The sequence below is a fragment of the Candidatus Eisenbacteria bacterium genome (assembly GCA_035577985.1).
In the GTDB taxonomy this organism is placed as follows: Bacteria; Desulfobacterota; Binatia; order DP-6; family DP-6; genus DATJZY01.
On sequence record DATJZY010000099.1, the window covers coordinates 1 to 16672 of the forward strand.

Below are 16672 nucleotides of genomic sequence, written 5' to 3' on the forward strand. Positions count from 1 at the left end.
TCGATGCGATCCTGCTCGGCGCGATCGGCCATCCCGACGTGAAGCCGGGCATCCTCGAGAAGGGGATCCTCCTGCGGCTGCGCTTCGAGCTCGATCTCTACGTGAATCTACGGCCGGTGAAGCTCTATCCCGGGGTCGAGACGCCGCTGAAGGACAAGGGGCCCGAGCACATCGACTTCGTGGTCGTGCGCGAGAACACCGAGGGCCTCTACGCCGGCGCCGGCGGGTCGCTGAAGCGCGGCACGGCCGACGAGGTCGCGGTGCAGGAGTCGATCAACACGCGGAAGGGCGTCGAGCGTTGTCTCCGTTACGCGTTCGACTACACGCGCAAGCGTAATCGCCGAAAGACGCTCACGCTCTGCGGCAAGACCAACGTGCTGACCTACGCCTTCGACCTCTGGGAACGCGCCTTCCACGAGGTCGGCCAGGCCGACTACCCCGACGTCAAGCGCGACTACGCCCACGTCGACGCGACCTGCATGTGGATGGTGAAGAACCCGGAGTGGTTCGACGTCATCGTCACCGACAACATGTTCGGCGACATCATCACCGACCTCGGCGCGATGATTCAGGGCGGCATGGGCATCGCCGCCGGCGGCAACATCAATCCCGAGACGGTCTCGATGTTCGAGCCGATCGGCGGCTCGGCGCCGAAGTACACCGGCCAGGGCGTGATCAACCCGATGGCGGCGATCGCCGCCTGCCAGATGATGCTCGCCCACCTCGGCGAGCAGGAGGCGGCCGCGCGCGTCGACGCGGCGATCGCGCACGTGGTCGCGAAGAAGCTCACGTCGATGCAAGCCGGCAAGATGGGCTACACGACCCACCAGGTGGGCGACCTGGTCGCCGACGCGACGGCGACGCTCTAGAAGCTAGCGAGCGCGGACGAATGCTCGGACCGCGGATTCAATCCGCGGTCCGAAGGCGAGGAGCGAGTGGAGCCGAAGGGAGTCGAACCCTCGACCTCTTGAATGCCATTCAAGCGCTCTCCCAACTGAGCTACGGCCCCACACGTCGGGACGGGAACTGGCGGGCGACGGGGTCTATAGCGTCCGGGCTCTGGGAGGTCAACGCGATTGGCGCGAGCGCGACGCGAACGCGACCTGCTGCACGCCGGTGCCGTTGACGTACAGCATCGGGTCGACGGGGACGTTGCCCACGCGCACCTCGTAGTGCAGGTGCACGCCGGTCGAACGACCGCTGTTGCCGACGGCGCCGACGGTCGTGCCGCGCGCCACGCGCTGTCCCTCGTGCACGTACACGCCCGAGAGATGCCCGTAGAGCGTCTTCACGTCCTGGCCGTGGTCGATGACGACGGTCGTGCCGTAGCCGCCCGCATCGCGTCCCGCGAACACGACGACGCCGCCGGCGCTGGCGGCCACCGGCTCGCCGTAGCCGGCGCGGATGTCGATCCCCATGTGGCGCTGCGAGCCGCGCCCGTACGGCGAGTCGCGCCAGCCGAAGGGCGAGCTGACCTCGCCGCGGACGGGCCATCCGGACGGAATGACGCCGGTCGTGGGCAGATCGGACCGGAGCGACGCCTGCACGATGCCGCTCCTCGCCGGTTTCTCGGTTGCCGCCGGCGGGCACGGCCGCGGCGAGCGCGAGAGGACCATCATCAACGAGAGCGAGTCGGTCGTCGCGGCGAGCTGCTCCTCCAGGAACGCGAGCTGTGCGAGCGCGCGTCCGGCATCTTCCGAACGGTTCGCGGTCGCGTAGTCGAGCGCCGCGAGGCGCGCCGGCGTGTACTGGACGTCGCGCGGCTCTTCGAGCTGCGCCATGCGACGCACCTGCACGTTGTGATCGCGCGCGATGCTCGCCATCTGGCTCACGCGCTGGGCCGCCTGCTCGACGGCCACCATGTCCGCCTGCAGCGCGCGCACGAGCGCCCGCTTCTCGGTCAGGCGCTGGCGGAGCCAGGCCGCGTCCTGGAGCGCCGCGCTCCTCTGCACGGCAAGCTCATAGCTGGCCCCGCCCAGGCCGAGGGTCGTTCCGCAGATGATGACGGTGAGCTTCCAGTTCGTCCTGATCGTCCGGAGTAGCTGCGATCCGTGCTCTCGCATGATGAACCTCCTCACGCCGACGCCGCCGCGGCGCGACCTCCCTTGGAGGCCGTGAGCCGGAGCAGCTGCTCGGCATGCTCGCGCGCCTCGCGCGTCAGCTGGCCACCCAGCATGCGCGCGAGCTCCGCGACTCGTTCGGTGTTCGACAGCGGGCGCGCCGACGAGACGGTGCGGCCGCTCTGCTGATGCTTGGTGACGCCGATGTGATGGTCGGCGAAGGCGGCGATGACCGGCAGGTGTGTCACCGACAGGACCTGCCGCCGCACGCCGAGCTGCCGGAGCTTGCGGCCGATGACCTCCGCCACCGCGCCGCCGACGCCCGCGTCGACCTCGTCGAAGATGAGCGACGCGCTCCGCTCCTCGGCTGCCGTCAGGGTCTTGAGCGCGAGCATGATGCGCGACAGTTCGCCGCCCGACGCGACGCGCGCGAGCGGCCGCAGCTCCTCGCCGGGATTGGCCGCCAGGTAGAACTCGACCTCGTCCCAGCCGGTCGCCGAGAGGGGTCGATCGTCGCCGTCCGCGAAGCGTACCTGGAACCGTGCCCCCTCGAGCGCCAGCGCGTGCAGCTCGGTCGCGACCGAGCGCTCGAGCGAATGCGCGACACGCCGCCGGTCGACCGCCAGGCGCTTCGCCCACGCGAGGGCGTCCTTCTCGGCCGCCTCGACCTCCGCGACGAGACCGTGGAGCGCTTCGTCGCCCGCCTCCGCCGCATTGAGGTCGCGGCGCAGCTCGTCGCGGCGTTTCACCAGGTCCTCGATCGTGCCGCCGAACTTGCGCTTCAAGCGCGCGAGCTCGGCCAGGCGCTCCTCCAGCATGTCCAGCTTCGCCGGATCGGGGCGCAGCGTGCGCGAGTAGCGCGAGAGCGCCCCGCTCGCCTCCTCCAGCTCGGCGAGACACGATTCCAGCAGGACGCGCGGGCCGGCGAGACCCGCGTCGATGCGCTCGGCCTCGCGGATGATCGTGAGGGCACGGCCGATCGACTCGACGGCGGCGCTGTCGCCAGAGTAGAGGCTCGCCTCGGCGGAATTCACGAGCGTCGCGAGCTTCTCGGCGTGCAGGAGCTTGCCGCGATCGGCCGCGACGAGGTCCTCCTCGCCCGGCTGCAGGTTCGCGCCCGTCAGCTCCTCCAACTGGAAGCGCAGCAGCTCGGCCCGCTCGATCGACGCCTGCTGCACGGCGCGGCGCTCGTCGAGCGCGTGCTTCGCGGTCATGAAGCGCACGTAGCGGCGGCGCATCTCTTCGATCGTGCTGCCGAGGCCGCCGACGGCGTCGAGCATCTCGCGATGCCCCTCCACGCGGCGGAGCGCCTGGTGCTCGTCCTGGCCGTAGACCCGGATCAGCCGCGGCGCGATCTCGCGCAGGAGCGCCAGGTTCGCGAGCGAGCCGTTCACGTAGGCGCGGCTCCGCCCGCCCGCCGCGATCACCCGCCGGATCACCAGCTCGTCGTTGTTCGAGCGCCGGATGCCGGCTTCGTCGAGCTGCTCCCACGCCGCCATCGGGACCTCGGTGAAGAGCGCCTCGACCACCGCCTCCTCGGCGCCGCCGCGGACGAGGTCGGCGTCGGGCCGCCCGCCGAGCGTCACGTCGAGCGCGTGCAGCAGGATCGACTTGCCGGCGCCCGTCTCTCCCGTGAGCACGTTGAAGCCGGGCTCGAACAGGAGCTCGATCTCGTCGATGATGGCGAGGTCAGAGACGCGCAGCGTGCGCAGCATGCTCGCCTCCCTGTCGCGCGCCCCAACCGAGCTTGGAGCGCAGCACGTCGTAGTAGGTGCGATCGGGCGATCGCACGAGCGACACCGCCGAGCGCCCGCGCCGCACGACGATGACGTCGTGTCCCGCGAGCGCCATGGTCTCCTGTCCGTCGATCGTGAGAATCGCGTCCTTCTCCTTCTCCGCCACCACGATCCGCACGACGGCCTCCGGCCGCAGCACCACGGGACGGTTCGAAAGCGTATGCGGCGAAATGGGGGAGACGAGCAAGGCCTGGACGGTCGGCTCGACCACGGGCCCCCCCGCCGAGAGCGAGTAGGCGGTCGACCCGGTCGGCGTCGCCACGATGAGGCCGTCGGCGCGGTAGCTCGCGAGGGGCTGGTCGTCGACCAGCACGCTGAACTCGACGATGCGGGCGAGGCTGCCGTTCGAGATGACGACGTCGTTCAGGACCCGGAACTTCCGCACCGTCCGGCCGCCGTGCTCGAGCGAGGCGTTGAGGGTCAACCGGCGGTCGAGCTCGTAGTCGCCCGCCAGGACGCGCCCCAGCATGCGCAGGGCCTCGGACTCGACGACCTCGGTCAGGAAGCCGAGCTCACCCATGTTGACGCCCAGGATGGGTGTCCGCGCGTCGGCGTGGCGGGCGATCGAGAGCAGCGTGCCGTCGCCCCCGAGGACGACGATGAGGTCGCAGTGGCGGGCCAGCGCCGCCTTGGCGAGGGCGGGAGCGCCCTTCATCCGCGCGTCGACGTCGAGCAGGACCTTGATCCGGCGCCGGCGCAGCATCGCCATCATGCGCGCGGCCAGTCGCGCGGCGCGCGGCCGGCCGCGCTTCACCACGAGACCGACCGTCCGGATGCGCCCCATCTCCACCCCTCGCCGCCCGTCGCTCCTACCATGCTCGGCCTGCGGGTGCCAGGCCGAAAGGGCCGTGATACGAGCCGTTTCATGCCCCGGCAGCAGTCCGAGCTGTTCCCGACCACCCCACCGCGGCAGCGCAAACCGGGGGCGGCCGCGCCCCTCGCCGAACGGATGCGGCCGCGGACGATCGACGAGTTCGTCGGACAGCAGCACATCCTCGGGCCGGGTCGATTGCTTTCCGATCTGCTCGCCGGCGGTCGCGTCGAGTCGCTCATCCTGTGGGGACCGCCCGGGAGCGGCAAGACGACCCTCGCACATCTGCTCGCCGCCGCGGCCGGCGGGCCGTCGGTCACCTTCTCCGCCGTGCTGCAGGGCGTGAAGGAGCTGCGCGCGATCGTCGAGGAGGCCGAGGCCGAGCTCGCCCGCACCGGCCGCCCGACCGTCCTCTTCGTCGACGAGATCCATCGCTTCAACAAGGCGCAGCAGGACGCCTTCCTGCCGCACGTCGAAGCCGGGACGATCGTGCTGATAGGCGCCACGACCGAGAACCCCTCGTTCGAGGTGATCGCCCCCCTCCTCTCGCGGACGCGCGTGCTGGTGCTGGAGCCGCTCACCGCCGACGAGGTGGGGATCCTCGTCGATCGCGCCGTGACCGACCCGGAGCGCGGCCTCGGGAAGCTCGGCCTGACGCTCGATCCGGCCGCCCGCGCCTTCCTGCTCGAGCGGGCGGACGGCGACGCACGCATCGCGCTCGGCACGCTCGAGCTCGCGGCGCGGGTCGCAAAGGCCCACGGCACGCCTCGTCTGGACCTCGCGATCGTCGAGGAGTCCGCGCAGCAGAAGGCGCTCCGCTACGACAAGGGCGGGGAGGAGCACTACAACATCATCTCCGCCTTCATCAAAAGCCTGCGCGGCGGCGACCCCGACGCTGCCGTCTACTGGATGATGCGGATGCTCGAAGCCGGCGAGGATCCGCTCTTCATCGCGCGGCGCATGGTCATCTTCGCGTCCGAGGACGTGGGCAACGCCGAGCCCCAGGCGCTGCAGGTCGCGGTCGCCGCGAAGGACGCCGTGCACTTCGTCGGCCTGCCCGAGGGACGCATTCCGCTCGCGCAGGCCGCGACCTTCCTCGCCACCTGCCCCAAGTCGAACGCCTCCATGAAGGCCATGGCGGCAGCGAGCGAGGACGTGCGGCGCACCGGCGCGCTCCCCGTGCCGGCCCACCTCCGCAACGCAGCCACCCCGCTCATGAAGAACCTCGGCTACGGGCGCGGCTACGCCTACCCCCACGACCATCCCGACGCCGTCGTCGAGCAGCAGTACCTGCCGGACGCGCTCGTGAAGCAGCGGTACTACGAGCCCACCGACCGCGGGTTCGAGCGCGTCATCGCCGAGCGCCTCCGCGAATGGCGCGCCAACCCCCGGGGCCGTCCCCGCCGCTGACCACCACCACACCACCGACCACTAGAGAGCAAGGTCGGGGCCAGGAAAAACGCCCTGCGAACGCGGGCGCGTGCGGGCGCATGGGGCCTGCGAGCTGCCCAGGCCTGAACAACGTGTCAGGATGTTGACCCCCAGGAGCCGAGGCGCCTGCCCGGCACGGATCAGTAGCGCACGAGCACGAGCGTGAGTCCGTGGGGCGGGGCCGTCGCGCCGGCCCGGCGCCGATCGCATCCGGCGAGCACGTCGCCGAGCGCGCGGATCGGGCGCTCGCCCCGGCCGATCTCCACCAGGGTGCCGACGACGTTCCGCACCATGTGCTTCAGGAACGCGGTCGCCTCGATCCGGTAGACGAGCAGATCGCCGTCGCGCCGGACCTCGCTCACCAGCACGCGCCGCACGGTCGACTGCATCGGGTCGGCGTCGGCCGCGCAGAACGCGGTGAAGTCGTGCTCGCCCAGGAGCGCCGCCGCCGCGCTCGCCATCGCGCCCGCGTCGAGCGGCTGCGGATGGTGCCACGCGTACCGGTGCCAGAACGCCGACGGCGTGCGGCTGGTGAGGAGACGGTACTCGTAGACGCGGCTCCGTGCGTGGCGGCGCGGATCGAAGGCGTCGTCGACGACCGACACGTCGCGCACGGCGATGTCGCGTGGCGTGAGGGCGTTCACGCTGAGCGTGAAGCGCCGCAGGTCCTCGGGCACGCTCGCCACCGGCACCGACACCACCTGCCCGCACGCGTGCACGCCGGCGTCCGTGCGTCCCGCGACGCGGACGCGCACCGGCTCGCGCAGGGCCGTCGCGAGCGCCTGCTCGAGCACGGACTGCACGGTCGGGCCGTCGGGCTGGAGCTGCCAGCCGAGGTAGTCGGTCCCGTCGTACTCGACGACGAGCTTCAGCTGCACGGCTTCGTTCCGCCGAACAGCGCGAGCTCGAACCACTTCCAGAACACGTCCACGTCGACGAAGCCGATCGCGCGCAGCCACTCGCATTGCGTCCACACCGGCGCGAGGATGTTGTCGGCCTTGTCGGGGCGGGCGTCGTATGCCTCGCGCTGGGCGACGGGATCGACGTCCTTGCCGGCGGCGCGCGCCGCGGCGACGTGATGGGCGACGATCGCGTCGTCGTGGAGCGCCTCGACGGCGGGCGTCGCGCTCGCCACGTGCTCGAGGTTGAGGAAGGTTCCGCCTTTCGCGAGCAGCTCGAAGATCTCGTGGTAGACGCCGCGCTTGCGCTCGTCGGGCAGGTGATGGATCGCGAAGCCCGAGACGACGACGTCGACGGGCCCCGGCGCCGCCGCACGCCAGTCCGGCGTGCGCAGATCGATCGCGGCCACGCGGGCGCGATCGCCGAAGCGGGAGAGGCGGTCGCGGGCGAGGTCGAGCATGGCCGGCGAGTAGTCGAGCGCCGTACCGCTCGCCTCCGGCAACGCGTCCAGGAGCGCCGCCAGCAGCACCGCGTCGCCGCAGGCCAGGTCGACGACGCGGGTCGTGCCGCGAAGTCGCCCGCGCACGATGCGCAGCAGCAGCTCGATCTGCGTGCGGCTCTCGGGAACACGCGCCGCGCGTTCGGCGGCGAAGGACGCCGCCACCGTCGCGTCGCGCCAGGCTTCTCCGGTGCCCATCGCTCACGTCCGCCCGCGCAGCAGGATCTCGGCGATCTCGACCGCGTTCAGAGCCGCGCCCTTCTCGATGCTGTCGAGCGCGACCCACAGCGCGACGCCGCTCGCGACCGTCGGGTCGCTCCGCACGCGCCCCACGTGCGTCGCCTGCGAGCCGATCACGTCGGCCGGGGTCGGCAGCGTGTCGGGCGCGTCCTCGTGGACGAGGATGCCGCGTGCGCTGCGCAGGACGTCGAGCGCCGCCTCCGCGGAGAGCGGCTCCTCGAGCTCGACCGCGATGCTCGCCGCCATGCCGAAGAACATCGGGACGCGCGCGGCCGTGACGTGCATGGCGAGGTCCGGACGCTCCAGCACGCGCCGCACCTCCTCGACCACCTGCAGCTCGTGTGTGGTGGCCCCGCCCGGCTCGAGCGCTCCCACCTGCGGAATGCAGTTGAAGGCGCGGCGCGTCCGGCGCTCATCATCGTGGTCGCCGCGGCCGGAGAGGAGGTCGATGCTCTCCTTCGAGAGCCGCATGACGGCGCTCTTCCCGGCGCCGGCGGCGCCCTGGTAGGTCGAGACGACGACGCGACGGATGCCCGAGGCCTCGCCGAGCGGCCCCAGCACGACCGAGAGCGCCACCGAAGTGCTGCTCGGGCTCGCGACCAGTTGCGGCCGGATGGGTGCCGAGAGGAGGTGCGCGTTCACCTCGGGCACGACGAGCGGAACGGTCTCGTCGAGCCGAAAGCGGCTCGACACGTCGACGACGATGGCGCCCGCGCGCAGCGCCGACTCGACGTGCTCGCCCGCAACCGTCGGCCCCGCGGCGAAGAAGGCGACGTCGACGCCGTCGAACGCATCGGGGCCCACGAGCGCGATCGTCGCCTCGTCGACCTTGCGGCCGGCGGTACGCAGCGAGCCCAGCAGGCGCAGGTCGCCGACCGGGACCTGGCGCTCGCCGAGCAGGCGCACCAGCTCCTCCCCGACGAGGCTCGTGGCTCCCACGACCGCGACCGTGAGCGCCTCGCCTGCCATCAGCGACCTCCGAGCCGCTCGCGAACGAAGCGCCCCATGGCGCGACACCCGATCGCGTGCTCGCCCGGACCGGCGAGGTCGGCCGTCCGGTGGCCGGCGGCGAGCGCGGTGCCGACCGCGCGCTCGATCTCGTCGGCGGCCGCGGGCGCGGCGAGCGAGTAGCGCAGCAGCATCGCGCCCGAGAGGATCGCGGCGAGCGGGTTCGCCTTGTCCTGCCCCGCGATGTCGGGCGCGGAGCCATGGATCGGCTCGTAGAGACCCGTGCAGCGCGTCCCCGGCTCCGGGGCGCCCGCGAGCGACGCCGACGGCAGCATGCCCATCGAGCCCGCCAGCATCGACGCCTCGTCGGTCAGGATGTCGCCGAACAGGTTCTCGGTGACGATGACGTCGAAGTCGCGCGGGCGGCGGATCAGGTGCATCGCCATTGCGTCGACGAGCACGCTTTCGAAGGTCACGTCCGGGTGCTCGCGCGCGACCTCGCTCGCGACCTCGCGCCACAGGCGGGAGGTGGACATCACGTTCGCCTTGTCGACCGACGTCACCTTCTTGCGCCGCTGGCGGGCGAGCGCGAAGCCCGCGCGCACGAGGCGCGCGACCTCGGCCTCGGTGTACAGACACGTGTCGATCGCCTCGCGACCCTTGGCCGTGGTGCGCCGCTCGCTCGGTTGTCCGAAGTAGATGCCGCCCGTGAGCTCGCGGATGACGACGAGATCGACGCCGTCGAGCACCTCGGGCCGGAGCGCCGACGAGCGCATGAGCGCGGGCACCGTCCACACGGGGCGGAGGTTTGCGTAGACGCCGAGCCCCTTGCGGAGGCCCAGAAGACCCTGCTCCGGCCTGACGGGCGCCTTGGGATCGTCCCACTTGGGGCCGCCGACGGCGCCGAGCAGCACGGCGTCGGCGGCGCGCGCCCGCTCGAGCTCCGAGGCGGGGAGCGGCTCGCCGGTGGCGTCGATCGCGCCACCGCCGATGCGACCGGGATCGAAGCGGATCTCGAGTCCGTGACGCGGCGCCACGAGCTCGAGGACCGCCACCGCCTCGGCCGTCACCTCGGGCCCGATTCCGTCGCCCGGGAAGACGGCCACCACGGCTCGCGTCACGGACCCACCTCCGCCCGTGCCGGCGCGTCGCCCGTGCGCGCGAGACGGCGGTATTCGAGCTTGTTGAGCGCGTTCAGATAGGCGAGCGCGCTCGCCTGGATGATGTCGGTGTGGCTGCCCTGCCCCATGACGGTGATGCCGTTCTCGGACACCATGCACGACACCTCGCCGAGCGCGTCGGTGCCGCCGGTGATCGCCTTCACGACGTAGCGGTCGAGGCGCGGGTGCATGCCGGTCAAGTCGCTGATCGCCTTGAAGCACGCGTCGACCATGCCGTCGCCGGCGGCGTGGCCCATGTGCTCCTCGCCATCGATGCGGATCTTCACCGTCGCGTGGGGGACGGCCATGCTCGACGACGTGACGTTCAGGTACGTGAGCTCGTAGCGATCGCGCACGCCGCGCGTCGACTCCTGCGCGACGAGGGAGATGAGGTCCTCGTCATAGACCGCCTTTTTCGTGTCGGCGAGCGCCTTGAAGCGCTCGAAGAGGCGGTTCATGTCGACCTCGGCCGTGTCGAGCCCCATCTCGCGGATGCGGGCGACGATGGCGTGGCGTCCGGAGTGCTTGCCGAGAACCAAGCGGTTCGACGCGAGCCCGATCGATTCGGGCGTCATGATCTCGTAGTTCTGCCGGTACTTCAGCACGCCGTCCTGGTGGATGCCGGCCTCGTGCGCGAACGCGTTCTCGCCCACGATCGCCTTGTTCACCTGCACCGCGAGGCCGGTGATCTGCGAGACCAGGCGGCTGGTCGCGTAGATCTCCTCGCTCACGATCCCGGTGTCGACCTTGAACTGGCCGTTGCGCGTGCGCATCGCCATGACGACCTCTTCCATGGCGGTGTTGCCGGCGCGCTCGCCGATGCCGTTGATCGTGCACTCGATCTGGCGCGCCCCGTTCTGGACGGCGGCCAGCGAGTTGGCCGTGGCCAGCCCCAGGTCGTTGTGGCAGTGCGTGCTCCAGACGACCTTGTCGGCCCCGGGAACGCGGCTGCGCAGCGTGCGGAACAGGGCCCCGTACTCGTCGGGCATCGCGTACCCGGTCGTGTCCGGCACGTTGATCACGCGGGCACCCGCCTCGATCACCGCGGCGAACACCTCGATCAGGTAGTCGAGGTCGCTCCGCGACGCGTCCTCGGCCGAGAACTCGACGTAGTCGAGGTGCTTCTTCGCCCTTTGCACGGCCCACACGGCGGCGTCGCGCACGTCCTGCCGGCTCATCATGAGCTTGTGCTTCAGGTGGATGTCGGACGTCGCGATGAACACGTGGATCCCGGGGTGGTGCGCCTTCTCGACGGCGCGGATCGCGCGGTCGATGTCCTGCTCGCGCGTGCGCGCCAGCGAGAGGACGACGGGCTTGGTCACCACCGCGGCGACACGCCGCACGGCCTCGTAGTCGCCGTCGCTCGACGCCGCAAAGCCCGCCTCGATCACGTCGACGCCGAGGTGCTCGAGCTGGCGCGCGATCGCCAGCTTCTCCTCGATGTTCATGGTGGCGCCGGGGGACTGCTCCCCGTCGCGCAGCGTCGTGTCGAAGATCTGTACCCGGTCCATGGTGGGTCCCCTTTCCGCCCGGCCGGACCCTACCCCAAGCGCTCCCAAAAAACACGGAAGCCACGGTGGGTTTGGGCCCGCCCGTGGCTTCTCGTCGAGAGCGTTGGTTTTGCGCCCTACGCTCGCACGAAGCCCCCGGGCGGGCTGGTAAGGATGAGGCCCGGAAGCAGCGCGTGCAGACGTGCGGCGCGAACGATCATGTTGATCGTGGGTTACCGGCCCGTCTGCCGCGTGTCAAGCTCGCACGTCGGTTGCTGCGGCGGACGGGGGGCCGCCCGCGGCGCGCCGGCGCCGCGTGGTCGCGATGCGCCAGACGGCGCCGACCGGTCCCGAGAGCGCGAAGCTGGTCGTGCCGAGGAACAGCATCGGCACCGGCGCGCCGATCGTGAGCAGCGCGACGATGATCAGGCCGAGCAGGACCGGGAACGGATGGCGCCGGTGGACGTGGACCTCCTTGAACGAGAAGTACCGGATCTCGCTCACCATGAGGGCCGCGACCGCGAAGATGACGATCAGCATGAGGACGTGCTTGGCCGGCGTGCCCTGGCCGCGCAGGTAGTAGAAGAGCAGCACCGTCGCCGCGATCACGTCGGCGGCGGCGGGCGACGGCAGGCCCTGGAAGTGGCGCTTCTCGACGGTCGTCACCTGCACGTTGAAGCGCGCGAGGCGGAGCGCCGCGCACACGACGTAGAGCGTCGCCGCGAGCCAGCCCCAGCGTCCCCATGGCGTGAGCGCCCACGTGTAGACGAGGAAGCCCGGCGCGACGCCGAACGCGATCAGGTCGGCGAGCGAGTCGTACTGCATGCCGAACGAGCTGGTCGAGCGCGTGAGACGCGCCACGCGCCCGTCGAGCATGTCGCACAGCTGCGCGACGATGATCATCACCGCCGCGAGCTGGAACGCCCGCTTGTCCGAATTGAGCGCGGCGTTGTGGGTGCAGATGATGGAGTAGAAGCCGGCGACGAGGCCGCCGGTCGTGAACAGGTTCGGCAGAACGTAGACGCCGCTGCGCAGCGGCGGAATGCGACGGCGGCGCTCCCCGGGCGGCACGACGAGGTTCAGCGACATTCAGACCTCCGGCAACCGTGCGAGCACGCTCGAGCCGGCCGAGACGCGATCGCCCTTCGTGACCGCGGGCTCGACGCCCGCGGGCAGGTACACGTCGACACGCGAGCCGAACATGATGAGGCCGTAGCGCTCGCCCCGTCCGAGCCCGTCGCCGACCGCGCGGCGGCACACGATGCGGCGCGCGAGCGCTCCCGCGATCTGCACGACGAGGAAGCGGCGCCCGCCGGCCTCGAGCACCATCGCGTTGCGCTCGTTGTCGAGCGAGGCCTTGTCGTGGAACGCGGCGCGGAACTTGCCCGCCGTGTGCTCGAGGGCCGTGATGCGCCCGTCCACGGGGCTCCGGTTCACGTGGACGTCGAGCGGCGACATGAAGATGCTGACCTTCGTGGTCGAGGCGTGGAGGAAGTGGTCCTCGCGCACCGGCGACACGTCGATCACACGGCCGTCGGCCGGCGAGACGACCGCGCGCGGATCGGCCGGCGCCTGCCGCTCGGGGTCGCGGAAGAAGTAGAGCGAGAACGCGACGCCGAGCAGAAGCGGCACGAGCGAGGCCGGATGGCCGGCGAGCGTGCCCACGATGGCGACGGTGCCGAGGACGCCCGCGGCCGTCCAGATGACGGCCCATCCTTCGGGCGCGATCCCGGCCCGCCCTTGCATCGTCAGTTGCGCGACCGATCGACGAGGCGCTCGCTCTTCAGCCACGGCATGAGACCGCGCAGGCGCGAGCCCACGCCCTCGATGGGGTGCTTCTCCGCCTCTTTGCGCAGCTCGCGGAAGTGCGGCAGGCCGCAGCGGTACTCCGTCATCCACTCGTCGGCGAACTTGCCCGACTGGATGTCGGAGAGGATCTGCCGCATCGCCTTGCGCGTCTCGTCGGTCACCACGCGCTTGCCGCGCGTCATGTCGCCGTACTCGGCCGTGTTGCTGATCGAGTAGCGCATGTTCGCGATGCCGCCCTCGTAGATGAGGTCGACGATGAGCTTCACCTCGTGCAGGCACTCGAAGTACGCCATCTCCGGCGGATAGCCCGCCTCGACGAGCGTCTCGTAGCCGGCGCGGATCAGCTCCGTGAGGCCGCCGCACAGCACGGCCTGCTCGCCGAAGAGATCGGTCTCGGTCTCGTCCTTGAAGGTGGTCTCGATGACGCCGGCGCGGGCGCCGCCGATGGCCTTGGCGTAGGCGAGGCCGACCTGCTTCGTGTTGCCGCTCGGGTCCTGCTGGACGGCGAGCAGACACGGCACGCCGCGACCCTTCTGGTACTCGCTGCGCACGAGGTGCCCCGGGCCCTTCGGCGCCACCATGAAGACGTTCACGTCCGCGGGCGGCACGACCTTCTTGAAGTGGATGTTGAAGCCGTGGCCGAAGGCCAGGTACTTGCCCTTGGCGAGCCCGGGCAGGATGTCGCGCTCGTAGATCTCGGCGCCCTGCTCGTCCGGGACGAGCATCATGACGACGTCGGCCTCCTTCGCGGCGGTCGCCGTGTCGACGACGCGCAGGCCGGCGCCCTCCGCCTTCGGTCGCGACGCGCTCTTCTCGTGCAGCCCGACGCGCACGTCCATGCCGCTGTCCTTCAAGTTCAGCGCGTGGGCGTGGCCCTGGCTGCCGTAGCCGATGATGGCGATCTTCTTGCCCTTGAGCGGATCGATCGAGATGTCCTGGTCGTGGTGGACGTTCATGCTGCACGTTCCTTGTCGTTCCCGTCGATCGTGAACGTCTCCGTGCCGCGGAACATGGCGACTTTCCCCGTCCGAACGATCTCTTTGATGCCGATCGGCTTCAGCAGCTCGATCAGCGCGTTGACCTTCTCTTCGGCACCCGTCGCTTCGACGATGTAGGAGCGGCGCGAGACGTCGACGATCTTGGCGCGGAAGATGTCGACCACGTTGAGGAACTCGCTGCGCGTCTTCTCCTCGGCGGCGACCTTGATCAGCACCAGCTCGCGCTCGACGTGGGCCGTGTCGACGAAGTCGGTGACCTTGATGACGGGCACCAGCTTCTCGAGCTGCCGCTCGATCTGCGCCAGCGCCTGATCGTCACCGCGGGTGACGAGCGTGATGCGCGAGACCGTCGGGTCGAGGGTCTCGGCGACCGAGAGGCTCTCGATGTTGAAAGCGCGGCCACTGAAGAGGCCGGCGACGCGGGCGAGGACGCCGAACTCGTTCTCGACCAGAACCGAGATGATGTGCCGCACGTCAGTGGGGCCGATGCCTGGACAGGATCGCCATGATCTTGTCCTTGCCGGCGAGCTTGAGCTTCTGGATCCGCTTCTTCTCGACCTCCTCGTCCGGTGTGAGGTGGCCCCGGTTCTGGAGGTCGGCGAGCTGTCGTTCGAGGACGACGTGCTCTTCGTAGTACTGCCTGAGCTCCGGCTCCCGATCGAGCAGGCTCTTTATCAGCTCCTCGTCTTTTTGCTCCATGCTGCCCCCGCGGAAGAAGTGCGTAGCTAATATGCGTCAAAAAGGGTTGTCAACGCGAGGGGCGCTGCTGGGCGAGCTCGGCCTGCGACGCTCGCACGTACGCCGGCTCAAGTGACCCGACGTCGGCCGCCTCGCCGCGACGCAGGCGCGCCGCCCCGAGGCGCGCCACCACCCCGCCCCGTGGCGGATGCGTCTCGAGGCGCAGCACGCGCGCACCCGCCGTCCCGAGGACGGGATAGGCGTCGACCGCGTCGCCGACGACGACGCAGGACGCGTCCAGCCGCGCCGCCATCGCGTCCGGCGCGAGCGCCTCGTCGGGCGTCCGGCGCGCGAGGCCGCCGGTCGTGCGCGTGAACGACGCCGCGTAGACCTCGCGCATGCGCGCGTCCAACACGGCCCAGATGGTCGTGCCGGGGCCCGCGTCGACGCCCGCGGCAAGCGCCTCGAGGGTGGGGACCGCCGCGATCGGCAGCTTGCCGGCGTAGGCGACGCCCTTCGCGAACGCGAGCCCGATGCGGAGCCCCGTGAACGAGCCCGGCCCGATCGAGACGGCGAGGCCGTCGACGTCGCCCCAGCCGAGGCCCGCCCGCGCGAGCACCGATTCCACCAGGCGCGGCAGCACGCCGACGTGCGAGCGCGGCGTCGGCTCGGCGAGCTCGGCCAGCACGCGGTCGTCGTCGACGACGCCGACGGCCGCCGTCCACGTGGCGGTGTCGAGGCCGAGGACGCGCAGGGAGCTCAGCCCTGAATCAGCCGATGGATGTCGTTGTAGAACACGAACACCATCAGGCTGACGAGCAGGAGGACACCGACCTGCTGGGCCAGCTCGAGTGCGCGGGGCTTCAGCGGACGCCCGATCGCGGCTTCGATCGAGATGAGCGCCAGATGCCCGCCGTCGAGCGCGGGGATCGGCAGCAGGTTCAGCACGCCCAGGTTGATCGACAGGAACGCCAGCATCATGACGAAATTCCAGAAGCCGTTGCGGGCCTGCTGGCCGGCGGCCTGCGCGATCGCGATCGGGCCGCCGAGCTCCTTCATGGAGACGTGCCCGGTCAGCATGAGCCCGAGGCCGCGCAGCACCGTGAGCGCCGCGCCACCCGTCTGCTGGGCCGCGAGCCACACGCCCTCGCCGACGCCGACCGTCTCCCACTCGCGCCACGGCTCGATGCCGATGAGATACGCGCGCTCGACGCTGGTCGCGTCGAGGCTCGGCAGGTCGTGCATCTCGGGCGTGACGTCGAGCTCGAGGCGCGTCCCGTCGCGGTCGACCGCGAGGTGCAGCGAGCGGCCCTCGGACGACCGCACGGTCTTGGCGAGCGACTCCCAGCTCGCGACCGGCGTCCCGTCGATCGACAGCACGCGATCGCCCGTCTTGAGCCCCGCCCGCTCCGCGGCGGTCGAGGGCGACACGCCGCCGATGCGTGGCTCGTTCGACGGCACGGCGGCGCCGACCAGGACGAACACCAGCGCGTAGACGACGAAGGCGAAGACGAAGTTCGTCGCCGGGCCGGCGAAGATGATGGCCGCGCGGCGCAGCGGGCCCTGAGCGGAGAAGGCACGGGGCCGATCCGCCTCGGACACGGGCTCGTCGCCGTCGGCGTCCTCGCCGAGCATCTTCACGTAGCCGCCCAAAGGCACGGCAGAGAGCGCGTACTCGGTCTCGCCCCGCTTGCGGCGCCAGAAGACGGGTCCGAACCCGATCGAGAACCGCAGCACCTTCACGCCAACCCGCTTCGCGGTGAGGAAGTGGCCGAGCTCGTGGACGAAGACGAGCACGCCCAGCGCCACGACGAAGGCGACGGCGGTGGTGACGGGTTCGGGAATCGACATG

At 70.9% G+C, this 16672-nt stretch carries 17 protein-coding genes and 1 tRNA gene; 2 read left to right on the top strand and 16 right to left on the bottom strand.

From position 1 onward, the window contains the following. Positions 1–869: 3-isopropylmalate dehydrogenase (locus VMS22_13545; protein ID HXJ35051.1), on the top strand; the 869-nt coding region annotated here is incomplete at its 5' end. 67 nt (positions 870–936) lie between these two features. On the opposite strand, the gene VMS22_13550 is transcribed toward VMS22_13545, so the two are convergent. The 4 genes from VMS22_13550 to VMS22_13565 form a co-directional block, all read right to left on the bottom strand. Next, positions 937–1009 (bottom strand) — tRNA-Ala (locus tag VMS22_13550). A gap of 58 nt (positions 1010–1067) precedes the next feature. Then, positions 1068–2063: a M23 family metallopeptidase gene (locus VMS22_13555; protein HXJ35052.1), complete on the bottom strand. Its 996-nt coding sequence runs from the start codon at positions 2061–2063 to the stop codon at positions 1068–1070. 11 nt (positions 2064–2074) lie between these two features. Beyond that, complete coding sequence (recN, locus tag VMS22_13560; GenBank protein HXJ35053.1) at positions 2075–3775, bottom strand: DNA repair protein RecN; 1701 nt, start codon at positions 3773–3775, stop codon at positions 2075–2077. Beyond that, positions 3750–4640: an NAD(+)/NADH kinase gene (locus VMS22_13565; protein ID HXJ35054.1), complete on the bottom strand. Its 891-nt coding sequence runs from the start codon at positions 4638–4640 to the stop codon at positions 3750–3752. Before VMS22_13565 ends, recN begins: the two co-directional genes overlap by 26 nt. 165 nt (positions 4641–4805) lie before the next feature. Between VMS22_13565 and VMS22_13570 the strand changes: the two genes are divergently transcribed. Then, positions 4806–6077, top strand: coding sequence for a replication-associated recombination protein A (locus VMS22_13570; GenBank protein ID HXJ35055.1), 1272 nt, complete (start codon positions 4806–4808; stop codon positions 6075–6077). Positions 6078–6238: 161 nt separating this feature from the next. Here VMS22_13570 and truA read toward each other — a convergent pair whose 3' ends face one another. From truA to rseP, 12 genes are all read right to left on the bottom strand, one after another. Then, on the bottom strand, positions 6239–6976 hold the full coding sequence (gene truA, locus VMS22_13575) for a tRNA pseudouridine(38-40) synthase TruA (GenBank protein HXJ35056.1): 738 nt from the start codon (positions 6974–6976) through the stop codon (positions 6239–6241). After that, positions 6967–7695: a class I SAM-dependent methyltransferase gene (locus tag VMS22_13580; protein ID HXJ35057.1), complete on the bottom strand. Its 729-nt coding sequence runs from the start codon at positions 7693–7695 to the stop codon at positions 6967–6969. Before VMS22_13580 ends, truA begins: the two co-directional genes overlap by 10 nt. Positions 7696–7698: 3 nt before the next feature. Then, positions 7699–8706, bottom strand: a complete 1008-nt coding sequence (locus tag VMS22_13585) for an aspartate-semialdehyde dehydrogenase (GenBank protein ID HXJ35058.1) — start codon at positions 8704–8706, stop codon at positions 7699–7701. After that, entirely contained in the window at positions 8706–9806 is a 1101-nt protein-coding gene (gene leuB, locus VMS22_13590) for a 3-isopropylmalate dehydrogenase (GenBank protein HXJ35059.1), read from the bottom strand. Before leuB ends, VMS22_13585 begins: the two co-directional genes overlap by 1 nt. Continuing rightward, complete coding sequence (locus VMS22_13595) at positions 9803–11356, bottom strand: 2-isopropylmalate synthase (GenBank protein HXJ35060.1); 1554 nt, start codon at positions 11354–11356, stop codon at positions 9803–9805. The genes leuB and VMS22_13595 overlap by 4 nt, the downstream gene beginning before the upstream one ends. 234 nt (positions 11357–11590) lie before the next feature. Continuing rightward, positions 11591–12424, bottom strand: a complete 834-nt coding sequence (pssA, locus tag VMS22_13600; protein HXJ35061.1) for a CDP-diacylglycerol--serine O-phosphatidyltransferase — start codon at positions 12422–12424, stop codon at positions 11591–11593. Next, positions 12425–13081 (bottom strand): phosphatidylserine decarboxylase family protein, encoded by a 657-nt coding sequence (locus VMS22_13605; GenBank protein HXJ35062.1) that lies wholly within the window; start codon positions 13079–13081, stop codon positions 12425–12427. Between the two features lie 2 nt (positions 13082–13083). Further along, positions 13084–14100, bottom strand: coding sequence for a ketol-acid reductoisomerase (gene ilvC / locus VMS22_13610; protein ID HXJ35063.1), 1017 nt, complete (start codon positions 14098–14100; stop codon positions 13084–13086). Then, the gene (ilvN, locus tag VMS22_13615) at positions 14097–14615 is read right to left on the bottom strand and encodes an acetolactate synthase small subunit (GenBank protein HXJ35064.1); all 519 of its coding nucleotides are present in this window, start codon (positions 14613–14615) and stop codon (positions 14097–14099) included. The genes ilvC and ilvN overlap by 4 nt, the downstream gene beginning before the upstream one ends. 1 nt (position 14616) lies before the next feature. Further along, a complete protein-coding gene (locus VMS22_13620) occupies positions 14617–14841 on the bottom strand; it encodes a DUF465 domain-containing protein (protein ID HXJ35065.1) in 225 nt (74 codons plus the stop codon). A 49-nt stretch (positions 14842–14890) separates the two neighbouring features. Next, a complete protein-coding gene (tsaB, locus tag VMS22_13625) occupies positions 14891–15583 on the bottom strand; it encodes a tRNA (adenosine(37)-N6)-threonylcarbamoyltransferase complex dimerization subunit type 1 TsaB (protein ID HXJ35066.1) in 693 nt (230 codons plus the stop codon). Then, on the bottom strand, positions 15580–16671 hold the full coding sequence (rseP, locus tag VMS22_13630) for an RIP metalloprotease RseP (GenBank protein HXJ35067.1): 1092 nt from the start codon (positions 16669–16671) through the stop codon (positions 15580–15582). The genes tsaB and rseP overlap by 4 nt, the downstream gene beginning before the upstream one ends. Position 16672 lies beyond the last annotated feature (1 nt).

Bases quoted from the DNA above. Each gene is read 5' to 3' on its own strand.
- VMS22_13595 (HXJ35060.1), bottom strand. From the start codon at position 11,356: ATGGACCGGGTACAGATCTTCGACACGACGCTGCGCGACGGGGAGCAG.
- recN (HXJ35053.1), bottom strand. From the start codon at position 3,775: ATGCTGCGCACGCTGCGCGTCTCTGACCTCGCCATCATCGACGAGATC.
- ilvC (HXJ35063.1), bottom strand. From the start codon at position 14,100: ATGAACGTCCACCACGACCAGGACATCTCGATCGATCCGCTCAAGGGC.
- VMS22_13585 (HXJ35058.1), bottom strand. From the start codon at position 8,706: ATGGCAGGCGAGGCGCTCACGGTCGCGGTCGTGGGAGCCACGAGCCTC.
- VMS22_13580 (HXJ35057.1), bottom strand. From the start codon at position 7,695: ATGGGCACCGGAGAAGCCTGGCGCGACGCGACGGTGGCGGCGTCCTTC.
- VMS22_13555 (HXJ35052.1), bottom strand. From the start codon at position 2,063: ATGCGAGAGCACGGATCGCAGCTACTCCGGACGATCAGGACGAACTGG.
- VMS22_13570 (HXJ35055.1), top strand. From the start codon at position 4,806: ATGCGGCCGCGGACGATCGACGAGTTCGTCGGACAGCAGCACATCCTC.
- VMS22_13620 (HXJ35065.1), bottom strand. From the start codon at position 14,841: ATGGAGCAAAAAGACGAGGAGCTGATAAAGAGCCTGCTCGATCGGGAG.
- rseP (HXJ35067.1), bottom strand. From the start codon at position 16,671: ATGTCGATTCCCGAACCCGTCACCACCGCCGTCGCCTTCGTCGTGGCG.
- VMS22_13605 (HXJ35062.1), bottom strand. From the start codon at position 13,081: ATGCAAGGGCGGGCCGGGATCGCGCCCGAAGGATGGGCCGTCATCTGG.
- VMS22_13565 (HXJ35054.1), bottom strand. From the start codon at position 4,640: ATGGGGCGCATCCGGACGGTCGGTCTCGTGGTGAAGCGCGGCCGGCCG.
- pssA (HXJ35061.1), bottom strand. From the start codon at position 12,424: ATGTCGCTGAACCTCGTCGTGCCGCCCGGGGAGCGCCGCCGTCGCATT.